9 protein-coding genes are annotated in these 17888 nt (G+C 76.9%); 6 read left to right on the plus strand and 3 right to left on the minus strand.

The features are described from left to right. Positions 1-92 precede the first annotated feature (92 nt). Positions 93-1826, minus strand: a complete 1734-nt coding sequence (locus tag LPA54_RS13685; protein ID WP_228977296.1) for a serine/threonine-protein kinase — start codon at positions 1824-1826, stop codon at positions 93-95. Between the two features lie 416 nt (positions 1827-2242). On the opposite strand from LPA54_RS13685, the gene LPA54_RS13690 reads away from it, so the two are divergent. The 6 genes from LPA54_RS13690 to LPA54_RS13715 all read left to right on the plus strand — a co-directional run bounded on the left by LPA54_RS13690 (position 2243) and on the right by LPA54_RS13715 (position 13888). Beyond that, on the plus strand, positions 2243-5962 hold the full coding sequence (locus LPA54_RS13690; RefSeq protein ID WP_228977236.1) for an FHA domain-containing protein: 3720 nt from the start codon (positions 2243-2245) through the stop codon (positions 5960-5962). An 836-nt stretch (positions 5963-6798) separates the two neighbouring features. After that, a complete protein-coding gene (locus tag LPA54_RS13695) occupies positions 6799-8175 on the plus strand; it encodes an ABC transporter substrate-binding protein (RefSeq protein WP_228977237.1) in 1377 nt (458 codons plus the stop codon). A 4-nt stretch (positions 8176-8179) separates the two neighbouring features. Then, the gene (locus tag LPA54_RS13700; protein ID WP_228977238.1) at positions 8180-9565 is read left to right on the plus strand and encodes a carbohydrate ABC transporter permease; all 1386 of its coding nucleotides are present in this window, start codon (positions 8180-8182) and stop codon (positions 9563-9565) included. Between the two features lie 79 nt (positions 9566-9644). Then, a complete protein-coding gene (locus LPA54_RS13705) occupies positions 9645-10577 on the plus strand; it encodes a carbohydrate ABC transporter permease (RefSeq protein WP_228977239.1) in 933 nt (310 codons plus the stop codon). A 145-nt stretch (positions 10578-10722) separates the two neighbouring features. After that, the gene (locus LPA54_RS13710) at positions 10723-11394 is read left to right on the plus strand and encodes a hypothetical protein (RefSeq protein WP_228977241.1); all 672 of its coding nucleotides are present in this window, start codon (positions 10723-10725) and stop codon (positions 11392-11394) included. A 226-nt stretch (positions 11395-11620) separates the two neighbouring features. Next, positions 11621-13888 carry a bifunctional glycosyltransferase family 2 protein/CDP-glycerol:glycerophosphate glycerophosphotransferase gene (locus LPA54_RS13715; RefSeq protein ID WP_228977242.1) on the plus strand — a complete coding sequence of 756 codons (2268 nt, stop codon included), beginning with the start codon at positions 11621-11623 and terminating at the stop codon, positions 13886-13888. Between the two features lie 113 nt (positions 13889-14001). On the opposite strand, the gene LPA54_RS13720 is transcribed toward LPA54_RS13715, so the two are convergent. Both LPA54_RS13720 and LPA54_RS13725 read right to left on the minus strand, forming a co-directional pair. Then, positions 14002-15645: a glycosyltransferase family 2 protein gene (locus tag LPA54_RS13720; protein ID WP_228977244.1), complete on the minus strand. Its 1644-nt coding sequence runs from the start codon at positions 15643-15645 to the stop codon at positions 14002-14004. Continuing rightward, positions 15642-17882 (minus strand): CDP-glycerol glycerophosphotransferase family protein, encoded by a 2241-nt coding sequence (locus tag LPA54_RS13725; protein ID WP_228977246.1) that lies wholly within the window; start codon positions 17880-17882, stop codon positions 15642-15644. The genes LPA54_RS13720 and LPA54_RS13725 overlap by 4 nt, the downstream gene beginning before the upstream one ends. Positions 17883-17888 lie beyond the last annotated feature (6 nt).

The raw sequence follows: 17888 nt of genomic DNA on the forward strand, positions 1-17888 counted from the left end.
CAAGTTACGCGGGTGCGGGGGCCGGTATTCACGCCGGAGGGGAAATCACCCCTCCGAAGTCGACAAAGCGACTCGGCAGCCGTCGTCGCCGGTCATGGCGCGGGGGTGCCCGACCCGCCGCCGCTCGCGCTGCCGAGCCCGGAGATCCAGTCGCTGACGGAGGAGATCGCGTCGCCGATGGCCTCCCAGTACCCCTTGCCCTGGGCGATCCAGTCCTGGAGCGGTGTGAGCTCCCAGATGAGCCAGCCGGCCACGACGAACAGCACGATCGTGAACAGGCACCCCTTGAGGCAGCCGAGACCCGGGATGCGCATGGGGTTGGCGCTGCGCTGCCGGGGCGCCCGCGGGGCGGGCGGCGGCGGCTGGGGCGCCTGCGGCTGCGGGGCGTACTGCTGCCTGGGCCGGGGCGCGGGCGGACGCTGCCGGCGCTGCGGCGGCTGCGGTTGGGGCTGCGGGGGCTGAGGGGCGTACGGCTGGGGCTGCTGCCCGTACGGCTGCGGCGGGTGCGGCTGCTGCCCGTACTGCTGGTGCTGCTGGTGCTGCCGGCGCTGCGGCGGCTGCTGCGGCGGGGGCGGCTGCTGGGGCCTGCGCTGGGGGCGGCGGCGCAACGGGTCCTCGTCGGGGTCCAGGTACTGCACCTGGGTCTGGTCGTTGCGGTCGCGGGCGGCGCGCAGCTGCGTCTGCCACGGGTGCGGCTCCTCGGGCTGCCCCTGCGGCACGGGCGGCATGACCGCCGTCGGGTCGGCGGCGTCGCCGGGCCGGCCGGGGCCGGGGCCCGTCGACGGCAGGACGCTGGTGGCGGCGGCCGGGTCGTACGCGGGCGCCCCGGGAGCGCCCCCGGTGTTCGGCAGGACCTGGGTGGCGTCGGAGGCGCCGGGGACCGGCGGCGCGGGCGTCTCCGGCACGGGCGCTGGCGCCGGGTCGGGCGCGAGCAGCGCGCCGACGCCGTCCGCCGCCTCGATCTCGGCGACCGAGGCGTGCACCCCGATGCCGCCCGCGACGGTGCGCAGGGCGCGCGCGAGGTTGACGGCGCTGGGCCGGCGGTCCGGGTCCTTGCTCAGGCAGCGCTCGATGACCGTCCACAGCGGGGCGGGCACCGTGGAGGGGCGGCGGGGCTCCTCGCTGAGGTGGCGGTGCAGGACCTCCAGGGCCGTGCCGCCCGCGAACGGGGGACGGCCGGTGACCAGCTCGTACAGCATGATCCCGGCGCCGTAGACGTCCACGGCGGAGGTCTGCGGGCGGCCCTCGGCAGACTCGGGCGCCACGTAGGCCGGGGTGCCGACGAACTCGTGGGTGCGGGTGAGGCCCGGGGAGTCGGCGAGGCGCGCGATGCCGAAGTCGGTGAGCATCGGGTGCATCCGCCCGTCCACCTCGGCGAGCAGGACGTTGGCGGGCTTCAGGTCGCGGTGGACGACCCCGTCGGCGTGGCTGGCGGCCAGCGCGTCGGCGACCTGCGCCATGAGCAGGGCGGCGGCGACCGGGGTCAGGGGGCCGTTCTCCCGGATGTACCGGTGCAGGTCCGGACCGTCGACGAGGTCCATGACCAGGGCCAGGAGGTCGCCCTCCACCACCAGGTCCCGGGTGCGCACGATGTTGGGATGGGTCAGGCGCAGGAGGACGGAGCGCTCCCGCAGGAACCGCATCACGACGTCCGCGTCGTTCGCGAGCTCCTCCTTGAGGACCTTGATCGCGACGGTCTCCCCGGGCTGCCCCGGCACGGCCGCCTCGGCGCCCGCCGTCTCCCTCTGGCGGGCGCGCCAGACGGTGCCCGTGGCGCCGCGTCCGAGCGGCTGCTCGAGCAGGTACTTGCTGCCGACTGGCCGCACGGTCATGCGCTCCCTGCGATCGTGGTCCCGAAGCTTGCGTCCGGCCCACTCTAGTGCCGTTCCGCCGCCTTCGAATTTCGGTCGATTGTCCTTCGAACATCCCCCTTCCGGGGGTGATGGCAGGGAAGACGTGCGGCCCGCGCCGCCGGTTGCCTGGCGCTCACATGATCCCAAGACGGGCGCAAGCAGGCGTTTCGCCGATCGGCCGCGAAAATTCAAGATCATTCACTGCCGGGGCGCGGGCACGGTGTCGGTGGCAGGTGCGAGGATGCACCTGCACGGCGCACCGCGGGGTCGGGAGCCCCGCGGGCCGTGTCGACCTGTACCGGACGACGCGTCCGCGCGCGGGCGGGGGGAGATCGAGGCCCTGTCCCCCTGCTGCCGGGCGCGCCGCGCAGAAGGGACCGCTGACGGCGATGCAGATCCGGCTGACCGTCCTCGCGGCGCCGCCCGGCGGGCAGACCGCACGGCGCGCCTGCGACGTGCTCGTCACCGCCCCCGCGGGCACCGCGCTGGCCGCCGTTGCGTCCGGCCTCGCCTCCGCCGTCGCCGGGCCGGACGGCGCGGCGGGCACGGGGCCCGTCGTGCTGTACGCCGGGCGGGACCGGCTCGACCTCCAGCGCAGCGCGCTGGGTGAACCGCCCCTGGTGGACGGCGCGGTCCTGGCGCTCCAGGTGCCCGCGGAGGACGCGGTGGCCCCGGATGACGCGGCGGCCCGTCTGCACGTGGTGGCGGGGCCGGACGCGGGCGGGGTGCACCTGCTCCATCCGGGTGATGTCCGCGTGGGGAGGTCCGCCGACGCCGACGTCCCGCTGGACGACCCCGACGTGTCCCGGCTGCACTGCGTGGTGCGGGTGGGTGACGACGGCCGGGTGGCCGTCGCGGACCTGGGTTCGACGAACGGCACGACCCTGGACGGCAAGCCCGTCGGCGACCGGCCGGTGCGGCTCGTCCCGGGGGCGCTGCTGCGGGTGGGTGAGTCGGTGCTGCGGCTCGTCGTGGGCGGCGCCGGCGCGTCCGGGCCGGCGGCGGAGGCGGGCGCACGGGACGGCCGGGGCGGTGCGCCCGGTGGCGGGCCGGGGCCGGCCGCGGTGCCGGACGGCGAGGGGCACGTACGGGTGACGCTGCCGGCCCGCGCGGCGGGGCCCGGGGAGACGGGTGACGGCGGCGCGGGCGGCTCCGGGGCCGCGGCGGGCGGGCCCGCCGCGCGGTCCGTGGCCGCCGGGGGCGGCGGCGGGTACGGGGGCCCGGGCGGCTCCGGGGCGCCGGCCGACGGCGGGGCGACGACGGTGGCGGGTCCCGGCGCGGGTACGGGCCCCGGCACGGGTACGGGTACGGGTACGGGCCCCGGCGCGGGTACGGGCCCCGGTGTCGGCGCCGGGTACGACGTCCCGGCCGCCTCCTCCGGTGCGGCGGGCGGGTACGGCGGCGCCGGGGCGGTGCCCGGGGCACGGCGGCCGTACGACGGACTGGCGCGGGACCAGGAGTTCACGCCCGGCGCGGTACCCCCCGAGGGCGCGGCGCCGCACGGCCGGGCCGCGGCGCCCGGCGGCGCGCGGGCCACGCCCGGGCAGGCCACGCCCGCGCGGGGCACGGCACTGCCCGGCGAGCCGCAGCGCCGGCGGGGCATAGGGGCGTGGGCGCGTCGCCTGGCGGGCGGCCGCGCGGACGGCGACACCGGCCGCGCGGACGCGTCCGGTGCGGGGGCCGTCCCCGGCGGGGCGGGCGCCGTGCCGCACGGGCGGTCCGCCGAGGCGTGGCCGGACCCGGCCGCCGTGCTGCTGACCGCCCTCGGGCCGGGCCCCCGGGTGTGGGAGCGGGCACCCGGCCACCCCGAGTCGCTCGTGGTGCGGCTGGGCAGCACCGACCGGGCGGAGCTGGCGGCCGTCCCGGTGACCGTGGGGCTGCGCGAGGCCGGTTCGCTCGGCCTCGCCGGGCCGCGCGCCCGGCTTCTCGGCCTGACGCGCTCGGTCGTGGCGCAGCTGGCCGCCCTGCACGCCCCCGCCGACCTGGAGATCGTGCTGATCAGCGCGGACCGGGCGCGGCCCGTGGAGGAGCGCAGGCGCGACTGGTCCTGGCTGGGCTGGCTGCCGCACGTACGGCCGGCGCACGGGCAGGACTGCCGGTTGCTGCTGGCGTACGACCGCGACCAGGCCGAGGCACGCGCCGCCGAGCTGACCCGGCGCCTGGACGACGGGCTCCTCGGGACCGGCTGGGCCGACGCCGACGCCCGGACGGTCGCGGAGGCGGCGGAGCGGTTCGACCGCGCCCACGCCGCGGGCGGCGCCCAGGCCCCCGGGCCGTACACCGTGGTGGTCGTCGACGGCGACCCGGGCACGGCGGCGCTGCGCGAGACGACGGCGCGGCTCGCCGGGGCGGGCGCGGCGGCCGGCGTCCACCTGGTCTGCCTGGCCGAGACGGCGCCCGCGTCGGCGGTGTTCCCGGTCGCCGCCGCGTACGAGACGGCGTGCGCCGCGTCCCTCCCCTTCCGGGAGTGCGGCGCGGTGGGGCTGCTGACGGGTGACGTGGCGACGGCGCTGCGCGTGCTGCGCGCGGCGGCCGGGCACCCGGTGGGCCACGGCACGGTGGCGACGGTCGACGCCGTCTCCGGGGCGTGGGCCGAGCGGTTCGCGCGGTCCCTGGCGCCGCTGCGGGCGGAGGGCCCCGCCCCGCGCGGCCGGGCCGCGGCGGCGGCGCTGCCGCGGTCGTCGCGCCTGCTCGACGAGTTGGAGCTGGCCCGGGCCACGCCCGCGTCGCTGATGGCCCGCTGGGCGTCGGCCCCGGAAGGTACGGCGGTGCTGGGCACCGGCCCGCGCGGACCGGTGCTGGTGGACCTGGCGGCCGAGGGGCCGCACCTGCTCGTCGAGGGCCCGGCGGGCAGCGGCCGTACGGAGCTGCTGCGCACGGTCGCCGCCTCGCTGGCGGCGGCGTCCCGCCCCGACCGGCTGGGGCTGCTGCTGGTGGACGGCGCGGGCGGGGAGCGCGGCGACGGCCTCGGCCCGTGCACGGACCTGCCGCACGTCACGGAGCACCTGGTCGCCTCCGACCCGGTGCGGATGCGGGCGTTCGCGCAGGCGCTCGGCGCGGAGCTGAAGCGCCGGGCCGAGCTGCTCGGGCACGAGGACCTCATGGACCGCCCCACCCACCACGAGGGCCGACCGGGCGAGCGGCCCGGCCCGCGCACGGCCCCCGCCCCACATCCCGGACACGCCCCGCTCCCCGGACACGCCGCAGACCCCGGACCCGCCGGGCACGCCGGAGACCCCGGGCACGCCGGACAGCCGGCTCTGCCCGGACAGCAAGGTCTGCCAGGACAGTCGGCGCGGACCGGACAGCCGCGGGAGGCCGGACAGCCGCGGGAGGCCCGACGGTCGGGGCGGCACACCGTTCCGCCGGGGCACACCGGGCCGGCAGGGCAAGCCGTTCCGCCGGGGCACACCGGGCCGGCGGCGACGCCCGGACGGCAGCCGGGCGACCCGGCGCTCCCCGAACAGCGCGGCGCGGAGGCGCGGCCACCGGCGGGCGGCCCGCCCCGGTCGCGCGCCGCGGGACAGCCGCTCGACCGGACCGGGGGCGAGGCGCCCGCGCCGCTCCCCCGCCTCGTCGTGCTGGTCGACGACTACGACGCCCTGGTCGCCCCGGCGCTGGGCAGCCCGGGCCGGCCGGCGGCGGGGTCGGTCGTACGGGCCCTGGAGGCGGTGGCGCGGGACGGCGAGCGGCTCGGCGTCCACCTGGTGGCGTCCTCGGCGAGCCCCGAGCGCACCGCCGACACGGAGCTGGCGCGCCGGGCGAGGCTGCGGGTGGTGCTGGACGCGCCGCCCGTGGCGCCCGGGCCGGACGACCCGGCCCCCGGCCGGGGGCGGCTCGGCCACCCCGACGGGCGGGTGACGCCGTTCCAGGCGGGCCGGGTCACCGGCCGCATCCCCCGCACGGCGACGCTGCGGCCCACGGTCGTGCCGCTGGAGTGGGAGCGCATGGGCGACCCGCCGGCCCGCCGCCCCGTGCGGGAGCTCGGCAACGGCCCGACGGACCTGGCCCTGCTGGCCAGCGCGCTGGACCGGGCCGCCCGCTCGGTCGACGCGCTCCCCCTGCCGCCGCTCGTCCCCACCTCCGGCACCGCCCCCACCGCACGGTGACACGGGCGCGGACCCGGCAGCCGTGAGCCGGCTGCCGGGGTCCGCCTTCGGCAGCGCGCCGCAGCCCGCCCCCGGCCGGAGCAGCGGGGCGCGCACCGACCAGGCGCGCGCCGGCAGCGGTCAGCAGCATGCGCCGGCGTACCAGGCGTCGGTGAGGATGCTCGCGCGGCCGAGCTCGTGTCCGCCCGGCCCGGAACGGCCCGACCGCGGGCCCCCGCTCCACCCGGCCTCCTCCATCCGGAACTGCACCCGGGAGGAGGGGTCGCAGTGCTTGCAGTACGCGATGATCCCGAAGAAGTCGGTGTCGTCCGCGGTCCAGGGACGTCACGGAGGCCGGGCCGCCGATGCTCGTCCGCTTGCTGCCGGCCGCGGCGCTCCCCGTCATGAGCCCGCCGGGCGCCCGAGGCCGCACCCGGCGACGCCGTTGCGGTGCCACTGCCGGCCGTTCTCGTGGACAGCCCCAGCGGTGGAACTCCTTGTCGGCCTCGTGTCCGAGGAGCAGCGCGTCGCGGCCACCCGGTGGACCCCGGCTCGAAGCTCCCTCGCCGTCAGGCGCCGGCCGTCACCCCGGGGATCTTGTCGAACTTCCTCGAAGTGTCCGGCCGTCCGGCCGTCCCCCGGCCGGCGTGCCGCCGCCGGACGGCCGCACCGGCGGCCCGCGGGCCCAGATGAGCGGGAGGAAGCCCTGGCGTCGGAGGGACCGGCCGCCGCGCTGACGGGACGTCACGAGCCCATCACGATCGACGAGTAGAGGCGGAAGGCGGTATTGCGGGCCCCCGGTACCCGGCGTAGACCAGATCACGAAGGACGACGCACACGGGAGAGACGGGGCAGTGATGCGGACAACTGCGCGTATGCGCAAGGCCGTCGCGGTCGTCGCCGCCACGGGGGCCCTCGCCCTCACGATGGCGGGCTGCGGCGGGGACGGCGGGGGCGGAGGCGGCCCGTCCGGGGGCGCGAGCGCCACGGGGCCGGCGGAGACGGTGCGGTTGCCGAAGCTGGACGGCCAGACGCTCCAGGTCGTCGCGGTGTGGACGGGGCCGGAGCAGGAGGCGTTCACCAAGGTCCTGAAGGAGTTCGAGAAGCGCACCGGCGCGCGCGTCTCGTACGTGCCGACGCAGGACGCGATGCTCAACTACATCGGCACGAAGATCGCCGGTGGCGCGCCGCCCGACGTGGCGATGCTCCAGCAGGTGGGCGCCCTGCACCAGGCGGTCGAGCGGGGCTGGGCCAAGCCGGCGAACGCCGCGACGAAGGCGCAGCTCACCCGGAACTACTCCCGTGGCTGGCAGGACCTCGGCGCGGTCGGCGGCACCCAGTACGGCGTGTACTTCAAGACCGCCAACAAGTCCCTGATCTGGTACAACGCCGCCGTCTTCGACAACGCGGGCGCCTCCGAGCCGAAGACGTGGAAGGAGTTCCTCACCACCGCCGAGACGATCTCCGCCTCCGGCGTGACGCCCGTGTCGATCGGCGGCGCGGACGGCTGGACGCTCACCGACTGGTTCGAGAACGTCTACCTGTCGCAGGCCGGGCCGGAGAAGTACGACGAGCTGGCGAAGCACCGGATCAAGTGGACCGACCCGTCCGTGACCCGGGCGCTCGAAACGCTCGCCGAGCTGTTCGGCAGGCCGGAGCTGATCGCGGGCGGCGCGGCCGGGGCGCTGCAGACGGAGTTCCCCGCCTCGGTGACGCAGACGTTCACCGGCGGGGACGCGCCCAAGGCGGCCATGGTCTTCGAGGGCGACTTCGTGTCGATCAACATCGCCCAGACGGAGGCGAAGCTCGGTACGGACGCGAAGGTGTTCCCCTTCCCGGCCGTCGGCGACGGCGAGGCGCCCGTCGTCACGGGCGGGGACGTCGCGGTCGCGCTGACGGCCAAGCCGGCCGCGCAGGCGCTGCTGACCTTCCTCGCCTCCCCCGACGCGGCGGCGATCTGGGCGGGCGAGGGGGGCTTCCTGTCGCCGAACAAGTCGCTGGACGCGGCCGCCTACCCCAACGACGTGCAGCGGTCCATCGCGAAGGCGCTGATCGCCGCCGGCGACGACTTCCGCTTCGACATGTCGGACCAGATGCCGCAGTCCTTCGGCGGCACGCCCGGCAAGGGCGAGTGGAAGGCCCTCCAGGACTTCCTGAAGAACCCGAAGGACATCGCGGGCACGCAGGCGCGGCTGGAGGCCGACGCGGCCAAGGCGTACAAGAGCGGGGGCTGACGCCGTGGCCGCCGTTCCCCCGCCCGGCACCGCTCCCCCGCCCGGCGGCGCCCCCGCCGCGCCCGCCGGCCCGTCCGGCGCGCCGCGGCGGGGCTCCCGCAAGGGCGTCGCCGGGACCCGCGGTCTCGTCGCGGCGGGCTTCCTGCTCCCCGCGCTGGTGCTACTGGGCGCCCTCGTGGTCTACCCGATCGGGTACTCGGTCCAGCGGTCCTTCTTCGACCGGTCCGGCGCGGGCTTCGCCGGCCTGGACAACTACGTCGAGATCTTCACCGACGACACCATCCTGACGGCCGTGCGCAACAACGTGGTCTGGGTCGTCGTCGCCCCGGCCGTGGCCACGGCGCTCGGCCTCATCTTCGCCGTCCTCACCGAACGGGTCCGCTGGGGCACGGCGTTCAAGCTGGTCGTCTTCATGCCGATGGCCATCTCGATGCTCGCCGCGGGGATCATCTTCCGCCTCGTGTACGAGCAGGACCCGGACCGGGGCGTGGCGAACGCGGTGTGGGTCGGCGTCCACGACACGTTCGCCGAGTCCGCCGGCTACCCCAAGGCGCGGCCGCTCCCGGTCCACCCGCTGGAGGCGGCGGGCGGCGGCGCCTTCGTCACGAAGGAGCCGGTACGGGCCGGGACGCCCGCGCTGCTGCCGCTGGTCGGCGTGGCGCCCGCGAAGATGCCGGACGACGCCCGCCCGGCACGCGACCCCGCCCCCGAGCCCGGGAAGGTGACCGGTACGGCGTGGCTGGACTTCACGCGCGGTGGCGGGGGCACGGCGAACACCGTCGACCCGCGGGAGCTGGGGCTGAAGGGGCTGGCGGTCGAGGCGGTGAAGGACGGCCGGGTGGTCGCCACGGCGAAGGCGGCGGCCGACGGCTCGTTCACCCTGCCCGCGGCGGCGGACGGCGCGCTGCTGCGCCTGCCGGAGTCCAACTTCCGGGAGCCGTACAACGGCGTCGACTGGCTGGGCCCGACGCTCGTCACGCCCGCCGTCATCGGCAGCTACGTCTGGATGTGGGCCGGCTTCGCGATGGTCCTCATCGCGGCGGGCCTCGCCGGGCTGCCGCGCGAACTGCTGGAGGCGGCCCGCGTGGACGGTGCCAACGAGTGGCAGGTGTTCCGCCGCGTGACGGTGCCGCTGCTCGCGCCGGTGCTCGCGGTCGTGCTGGTCACGCTGATGATCAACGTGTTGAAGATCTTCGACCTGGTCTTCATCATCGCGCCGGGCTCCGTGCAGGACGACGCCAACGTCCTGGCGCTCCAGCTGTACCGCTCGTCCTTCGGCACCGACGCCCACCTGGGCGTGGGCAGCGCCATCTCGGTGCTCCTGCTGCTGTCGGTGATCCCGGTGATGTACTTCAACGTCCGGCGCATCCGGAGGGAGACGCGGCGATGACCCACTCCTGCCGGGGGCCCGGGGGCCGCCCCCCGGAACAGCACAGCAACGTCCGGCGCATCCGGAGGGAGACGCGGCGATGACGACTCAAGACGCCCCGGCGCCACCGCCCGCGCCGGACGTGGCCGCTCGGCCCGCGCCGGAAGCCGCGCCGCCGCCCGCTCCGGGGGTGGCCGCGCGGATCGTGTCGCGGGTGGCCGGTGGGGCCGTGCAGGTGTTCCTGCTGGTCGTGGCCCTGTTCTGGCTGATGCCGACGGTCGGGCTGCTCCTGTCGTCGCTGCGTTCGCCCTCGGACATCAACGCCAGCGGCTGGTGGAAGGCACTCACCGCGCCGGCGCAGCTGACCGCCGACAACTACGCGGCGATCCTCCGCAACGAGACGATCACCGACTCGCTCCTCTCCACCGCGATGATCACCGTCCCGGCGACCGTGCTGGTCGTGCTGATCGGCTCGTTCGCCGGGTACGCCTTCGCGTGGATGGAGTTCCCGGGCCGGGACTGGTGGTTCCTCGCGGTGGTGGGGCTGCTCGTGGTGCCGGTGCAGGTGGCGCTGGTGCCCGTGTCGAAGCTCTTCGGCGAGGTCGGCATCTTCGAGACGACGCTCGGCGTGGTGCTGTTCCACACGGCGTTCGGGCTGCCCTTCGCCATCTTCCTGCTGCGCAACTTCTTCGCGGAGATCCCGCGGGAGCTGCTGGAGGCGGCCCGCCTCGACGGGGCGGGCGAGATCCGGCTGTTCGCCCGGGTGGTGCTGCCGCTGGGCGGTCCGGCGATCGCGTCGCTCGGCATCTTCCAGTTCCTGTGGGTCTGGAACGACATGCTGATCGCGTTGATCTTCGCGGACTCGGAGTCGCCGCCGATCACGGTCGCGCTCCAGCAGCAGGTCCGCCAGTTCGGCAACAACATCGACGTGCTCGCGCCGGGCGCGTTCGTGTCGATGGTGATCCCCCTGGCGGTGTTCTTCGCGTTCCAGCGGCAGTTCGTGTCGGGGGTGATGGCCGGCGCGGTGAAGTGACGGCGCTGTGGAGTGACGGCGCTGTGGAGTGACCGCACGCCGCGGCCCGCCCGGCGCCGGAACCGCGCGCCGGAACCGCGCGCCGGGCGCCGCACGTCCCCACCTCCGTACGCGCCACCCCTGTCGGACGCGAAGGAGTCGGACCATGGTCACGCGAGGCGGAGCGGCGGACGCGGGGCGCGGGAGTTCCGGGTGCCTGGCGTTCGTGGTCGTGGTCGCCGTGATGCTCGGCCTCGGGTACGGGGCGTCGAAGCTCTTCGGTGACGACGGGGGCGGCTCCTCCGCGTCCCCGTCGTCCGCGTCCCCGTCCGCGTCGGGCGCCGGCGGCCCGAGCGGGTCGTGGGACGTGGGCGACTGCGGCGGGCCCGACCCGGACGACCGCCCCGACGGCTACCGGGCGTTCGACTGCGGCGACCCGGGGGCGACGTTCAGCGCGCTGAAGGTCATGCCGGCGAGCTTCCTGCCCGGCTCCGTGCAGTGCCCGGCCGGGACGGACCTGATCATCCGGGTGAGCGTCTCGTACGGCAGCGACCCCGACAAGGGCGGCGGCATCCCCACCAAGACCGTCTGCGGCCGCAACCTCTCCGGCGACCACCCGGGCGACGCGGGGGCCGGCGGGGGGCAGCTGGTGAAGGGCGACTGCGTGACGTCCACCGCGCAGGAGGTGGCCTGCGCCTCCGGCGGGTCCGGCGCGTACCGGGTGCTGGACCTCGTCGAGGGCAAGGAGAACTGCCCGCCCGGCACGACCGAGCCGATGGAGCTGACCATGGCGCTGGGCCGGCCGTACGACGTCATCTGCGCCGCCCCCCGCACCTGAGCCGCCACCCCGGGCCCGCCGGTACCGGGCCGCCGAGCCTCCACGGTGAGGGGTGACGCCCGGAGTGGCGCCGGCGGCGCGCGGCTGACGCCCGGTCAAGGGCCGTACCGGGGGCCGCCACCCGTCCTTCGGGCCGCGGGCCGGTGATCGCGGGGGCGGCGCCGGGGGCGTCCCCCGGATGCCACGCGCCGCGTAACCCGGTCGGTCCATCGGGCGTTCCCGGGCCATGCCCCGGTTCAGCGTGATCGTCCCCGCGTACAACGTCCAGTCCTACCTGCACGCGTGCCTGGAGTCGGTGCTCTCCCAGTCGTTCGAGGACTTCGAGCTCATCGCCGTCGACGACTGCTCGCCCGACGGGAGCGGCGCCGTCATCGACGAGTTCGCCGCCCGGGACCGGCGCGTCCTCGCCCTCCACCTGCCCGAACACCGGGGGCTCGGGCCCGCCCGCAACGCCGGCCTCGACCGGGCCACCGGCGACTACGTGCTCTTCCTCGACGGCGACGACACCCTCGTGCCGGGCGCGTTCCGGGCGATCGCCGACCGGCTGAAGGAGACCGGCTCGCCGGAGGTCCTCGTCTACGACTACGCCCGCACCTACTGGTCGGGGGAGACGGTCGGCCACGAGTTCCGCCGGCACCTCGCCGAGTCCGGTCCCGTGCCGTTCACCCTCGACGACCGGCCGGGGCTGCTGCACGTCCTGATGGTGGTGTGGAACAAGGCGTACAAGCGCGAGTTCCTGGACCGGGAGGGGTTCCGCTTCTTCCCCGGCTTCTACGAGGACGCGCCGTGGACCTACCCCGTGCTGATGACCGCGCGGTCCCTGGCCACCCTGGACCGCGTCTGCGTCCACTACCGGCAGCGGCGCACCGGGAGCATCCTGCGCACCACCTCCCGGCGGCACTTCGAGATCTTCGACCAGTACGACCGGCTGTTCGCGTTCCTCGACGAGCGGCCGGACCTGGAGCGCTGGCGGGCGGCGCTGTTCCGGCGCATGGCCGACCACTTCACGTCCGTGTTCACCGCGCGCGGCCGGCTGCCCCGCGGCACCCGCGCCGCGTTCTTCCGCCGCGCCCGCGCCCACTACCGGCGCTACCGCACGCCCGGCCCCCCGCCGAAGGCCACCACGCGCCTGCGGCACGCGCTGGTCCGACTGGGGGCGCACCGCGCGTTCCGGGCGATCACCGCCGCGCGCGCCGTGCGGGCCCGCGCCACGCCGCGCGGCCGGGCCGTGCTGCGGGGGCTGCGCGCGGCGCTCCTCCAGGTCCACTACCGCGTCCAGCTGCTGCTGCCGGTGCGGCCGGGGCACGCCGTGTTCAGCGCGTACTGGAACCGGGGGTACGCCTGCTCCCCCGCCGCCCTCGAGCAGCGGGTGCGGGAGCTGGTGCCGGGGGTGCGCACGGCGTGGGTGTGCGCGCCGGAGTACGCCCACACCGTGCCGCCGGGCCCGCGCCCGCTGCGGCCCGGCACCGCCGCCTACTGGACGGCGCTGGCCCGCTCCCGGTACCTGGTGAGCAACGTCAACCTCGACCGGCGGCTGGTGAAGCGGCGCGGCCAGGTGCTGGTGCAGACCCAGCACGGCACGCCGCTCAAGCACATGGGCCTCGACCTGCTGCACCGGCCGGCGGCCGGCGGCTCGATGGACTTCGCCGAGCTGCTGCGGTCCGTCGACAAGTGGGACTACCTGGTGTCGGGCAACCGGCACACCACGACGGTGTTCGAGCGGGTCTACCCGGCGGCGTACCGGACGCTGGAGTACGGCACGCCGCGCACCGACGTGTTCCAGCGGGCCACCGCCGAGGACGTCGCCGCCCTGCGCGCGGCGCTCGGCGTCCCCGAGGGCCACACGGCGGTCCTGTACGCGCCGACGCACCGCGACTACGCCACGCCGCAGCCGCGCCTGCTGGACCTGGAGCGGGTGGTGACGGCGCTCGGGCCGCGCTTCACAATCCTCGCCCGCAGCCACCCGACCCACGGCGACCCCGGCCCGTTCCCCGAGCACCCGCGGATCGTCGACGTGTCGGCGCACCCCTCGGTGGAGGAGCTGTGCCTGGCCTCCGACGCGCTCGTCACGGACTACTCGTCGATCATGTTCGACTACGCGGCGCTCGACCGGCCGATCGTGGTCCACACGGAGGACTGGGAGGCGTACCAGGCGGCCCGGGGGACCTACTTCGACCTGCGGGACTGCCCGCCCGGCGCGATCGCCCGCTGCGAGGACGAGCTGATCGACATCTTCGCGACCGGCCACTGGCGGGGTTCGCGCTCGGCGCAGTTGCGGGCCGCGTTCCGGGCGCGGTTCTGCCCGTACGACGACGGGCACGCGGCGGAGCGCGTGGTGCGGCACGTCTTCCTCGGCGAGGCCCCGGAGGCGCTGCCGCCGGTCGTCCCGCCCGGGGAGCGGCGGCCCGCGCCCGCGCCGGGGGTGCCGGCCGGCGCGGGCGGTCCGCTGGTGCCGCAGCGGACGGGGACCGCCGGGTCGCCGGCGCTCCCCTGACGCCCAAAGCACCGCGCCCCGCGCCCCGCGCCCCGGGAGTGTCCGGTGTGCGGGGCGGGCCGCCTCCCGCGCCGGGAGCACCCGGCGCGCGGGGCGTCGTACGCGGCCGGCCGTCAGCCGGGGAGGAGGGCCCGGGCCGCGCGGCGTACCGGGCCGCGCTGCGCGACGGGGCCGAGCAGCCGCGCGACCAGGCCGCGCGGCTCCCAGCGGATCTGCAGGCGGCCCGCGCCGCGTCCCTCCGGCTCCACCGTGACGCGGTGGTTGCCCGGCCCCGGGACCGTGAACGGCGGGAAGTCGAGCGGCGCCAGCAGGACGCCCGTGTGCGACCCGCCGTCCTGCGCGAGCTCCAGCACCGGGTGGCGCACGCCCCGGAAGCCGTACGGGGGCAGGGCCAGGGCCGCGAGGTCCAGGCGCAGGCGGCCCTCGAACACGCCCCGGCCCGCCGGGTCCAGGCGCAGCGCCGCCGTGGTGCGGCGCCCGGCCGGGGAGAGGTGGACGCGGGCGGCGACCGGGGCGAGCGGCAGGCGCCCGCCCGGGTCGTGGGTGCGCACCGCGAGGTCGGCGGTGGCGCCGGGCCCCGGCGTGACGCTCAGGATCTCGTGGCGGAAGAGGGCCGCGTGGAACGGGCAGCCGGCGGGGTCGGCGTCGGTCAGGTCCAGGTCCCGGCGGGCCTCCTCCGTCGCGGGGACCTCGCCGCCCCAGTACACGCGTCCGCCGGCCGTGGTGACCCGGCGGGGGCCCGCCCCGTGGGCCAGGCCCCGGGCGGCGCGGCGGGCCTCCTCGTAGCGGCCCTCCCGGAGCAGCCCCACCACGGCCCGGTCGACCCGCCCGAGCCGGGCGAACGCCGCCGGGGCGAGACCGGTGACGTACGGGACGACCTCCGCGGCGAAGTCGGCGAGCCAGGCGGTGTCCCGGTGGGGCAGGTCCCCCGCGTAGAGGCGCAGGTCGTGCGCGAGGAACTTGTGGTCCTTCTCCTCGCGCAGCGGGGAGCCGGCCGGGGCGCCGTGCGCGGCGAGGAACGCGTCGATGCGCCGGGCGATCTCGACGCGGTCGCGGACGTTGGCGATGAGGTGGCGGCGGTTGGAGAGGGTCGCCGCGTCGGCGGGGGCGTGCGGGGCGTAGTACCAGCGGTAGACGGGCTCGGTGATGATCCGGAAGGCGCGGGCGAGGGTGTACGCCTGGGCGGAGAAGAGCTGGTCCTCGTAGTGCAGGCCCTCGGGGAAGCGCAGGGCGTGCCGGTCGAGGAACTCCCGGCGGTACAGCTTGTTCGTGGACAGCGGCTCGAACAGCAGCCGCGGTTCCTCGGCGAGGCCGCGGACGGTGCGGCGGCGGTCGAAGAGCGAGGGCATCCACCTGCCGCGCGCGCCGGTGTCGGTGCGGACGCGTTCGACGGCGCCCATCGTGAAGTCGACGTCGTCCTCGTCGTGCGCGGCGAGGAGCAGCTCGACGGCCCTCGGGGGCAGTTCGTCGTCGCTGTCGAGGAACATGACGAACGGGGCGCGGGCCACGTCCAGGGCGCGGTTGCGGGGGGCGGAGCAGCCGCCGCTGTTGCGTTCCAGGCGCAGCACGCGGATGCGGCGGTCGCGCTCGGCGAGCTCGGCGGCGACCTTCGGGGTGTCGTCGGTGGAGTGGTCGTCGCTGACGATGATCTCGACGGCGCGGTGGGTCTGGTCGCGCACGGAGGCCACGGCGCGCGGCAGGCGCGCCGCGTCGTCGTGGACGATGACGATCACCGCGACCATGGGGGTGGTGGTCATCGGCGGGTGGCCTCCTGCGGGGTCGGGGCGGGGGTGCGGCGGTCCAGGGGCAGGACGGGCGGCAGGCTCTCCTCGCCCTCGCCGAGGAAGACGCGGCGCACGACGCGCTCGGCGGCGCGCCCGTCGTCGTACTGGCAGAACCGCAGCCGGAAGTCGTGGCGGAGCTTCGCGGCGGGCTCGCCGGCCCAGTCGTCGGGGTCGAGGAGGATCCGGGTGAGGTCGGCCTGGGAGCGGGCGACGGGGCCGGGCGGTTCGGCCGTCAGGTCGAAGCAGACGCCGCGGGTGGCGGTGTACACGTCCCAGTCGTCGGCGTGGACGACGATCGGCCGGTCGAGGTTGGCGTAGTCGAACATGATCGACGAGTAGTCGGTGACGAGGGCGTCGGCGGCGAGGAGGAGCCGTTCGACGGGTTCGTAGCGGGTGACGTCGAGGACCCGCGGGTGGCGGGGGACGACGCGCGGCCCGTCGGCGTGGAAGTAGTGGCCGCGGACGAGGAGGACCGTGTCGTCGCCGAGCCGGTCCGCGAGGAGGGCGAGGTCCAGGCGGGGGCGCCAGCGGTCCTCGTGGTCGCGGTGGGTGGGGGCGTAGAGCAGGGCGCGGGCGCCGGGGGCGATGCCGAGGGCGGCGCGGGCGGCGCGGACGTCGGCGGCGGTCGCCCGGTACAGCACGTCGTTGCGGGGGTAGCCGTAGGCGAGGGTGCGGTAGCCGGAGGGGTAGGCGCGCTGCCAGGTCTCGGTGGAGTGGGCGTTGGCGGAGAGGCTGTAGTCCCAGCGGTCGACGCGGGCGAGGAGCGCCTCGAAGTCCACGCCTCGGGCGACGGCGGGGTGGCCCACCTGGTCGACGCCCATCGTCTTGAGCGGGGTGCCGTGGTGGGTCTGGAGGTGGACGGCCCCGCGGCGCTTGACGACCCGGTCGGGGAAGTTGACGTTGTTGACCAGGTACTTGGCGCGGGCGAGGACGTCCCAGGCGCGGGCGGTGCCGTTGACGGCGTGGTCGGTGCCGGGCGGCAGCAGCGGGACGCGGTCGGGTTCGACGAGCCAGACCTGCCGGATGTCGGGGGCCAGCTCGGCGAGCTCGGCGGCGACGGCGGCGGGGTTGCAGTGGACGCCGCGGCCCCAGTAGGCGGAGAAGACGGCGAGGTCCTCGTCGACGGGGCGGCGCAGGGCCCGCCGGTAGCGGAGCCGGCCGCGCAGGTCGGCGGCCCGGCGCAGGTGGCGGGCGCCCGTGGCGCGCAGGGCGCGGTGGCCGTCGTCGGCGAGTGACAGCAGCCGGTGGCACAGGTGCGCGTGGTGGCCGAGGACGGCGTGGCGGACGCCGTCGGCGCCGGGCGGGCGGCGGTGGCCCTCGGGGCGGAGGCGGGCGGTCTGGTCGGCGGCGCGGCGGAAGTACGCGGCGGCGTCGGCGGCGGTGAGCCCGTCGCGGCGGGCGAGGACGGCGAGGTGGTCGTCGACCATGCGGTCGTAGAGCCGGGCCCGGACCGCGGCCGGGGCGGCTACGGCGGCGGCGAGCCGGTGCAGCCGCTCGTACGGGGCGAACACCGAGAACAGCCGGTCCGGGCCGGCGGCGCGCAGCTGCGCCGGCCGCTCCTCGCGGTGGACGACCGCGGGCGTGTCGCAGCAGGCGACGCGCCGGGCGAGGAGCAGCACGGCGTACGCCAGGTAGGGCTCTTCGGGCTCGTCGCCGTCGAGGAGTTCGGGGTGGGCGGTGAGCAGGCCGGCGCGGATCAGGCGGTTGCCGGTCAGCGGCGCCACGTCGAGCAGGTCGGGGCGCCGGGCGAGGGTGGTGGCGGGGGCGCCGTGGCCGCGGGTGAGGGCGGGGGCGTCGCCGCCGGGCAGGGCGTCGTCCCACCAGGTGGCCCGGTGGTGGTCGCAGAGCAGCACGTCGGGCGGCTCGGGCTGGCGGGCGAGCCGGTCGGCGAGCGCCTCGGCGGCGCCGGCGGGCAGCCGGTCGGAGGGGCGCAGGAAGTGCAGGTAGGCGCCGCTCGCCGCGCGGGCGGCGGCGGCGCGGGCGTGGACGGCGGGGGCGTGCGCGGCGACGGGGACGACGGTGACGCGCGGGTCGCGCAGGGCGTGGGCCTCGGCGAGCGCGCGGGCGGCGGGGTCGTCGCCGGTGCCGCCCTCGGGGGCGGCCACGACGACGTCGAGCCCGGGGTACGCCTGCCCGGTGACGCTGTCCAGGCAGGCGCGCAGGTGGGGCAGCGGGCCCCGGCCGGACACGATGACGCTGAGCTTGATCATGGGGAC

The organism is Streptomyces sp. DH12 (genome assembly GCF_020873895.1).
Classification (GTDB): Bacteria; Actinomycetota; Actinomycetes; order Streptomycetales; family Streptomycetaceae; genus Streptomyces.

Coding starts and splice junctions, on each gene's coding strand:
- LPA54_RS13695 (WP_228977237.1), top strand. CDS start 6,799: ATGCGGACAACTGCGCGTATGCGCAAGGCCGTCGCGGTCGTCGCCGCC.
- LPA54_RS13705 (WP_228977239.1), top strand. CDS start 9,645: ATGACGACTCAAGACGCCCCGGCGCCACCGCCCGCGCCGGACGTGGCC.
- LPA54_RS13720 (WP_228977244.1), bottom strand. CDS start 15,645: ATGACCACCACCCCCATGGTCGCGGTGATCGTCATCGTCCACGACGAC.
- LPA54_RS13690 (WP_228977236.1), top strand. CDS start 2,243: ATGCAGATCCGGCTGACCGTCCTCGCGGCGCCGCCCGGCGGGCAGACC.
- LPA54_RS13725 (WP_228977246.1), bottom strand. CDS start 17,882: ATGATCAAGCTCAGCGTCATCGTGTCCGGCCGGGGCCCGCTGCCCCAC.
- LPA54_RS13710 (WP_228977241.1), top strand. CDS start 10,723: ATGGTCACGCGAGGCGGAGCGGCGGACGCGGGGCGCGGGAGTTCCGGG.
- LPA54_RS13715 (WP_228977242.1), top strand. CDS start 11,621: ATGCCCCGGTTCAGCGTGATCGTCCCCGCGTACAACGTCCAGTCCTAC.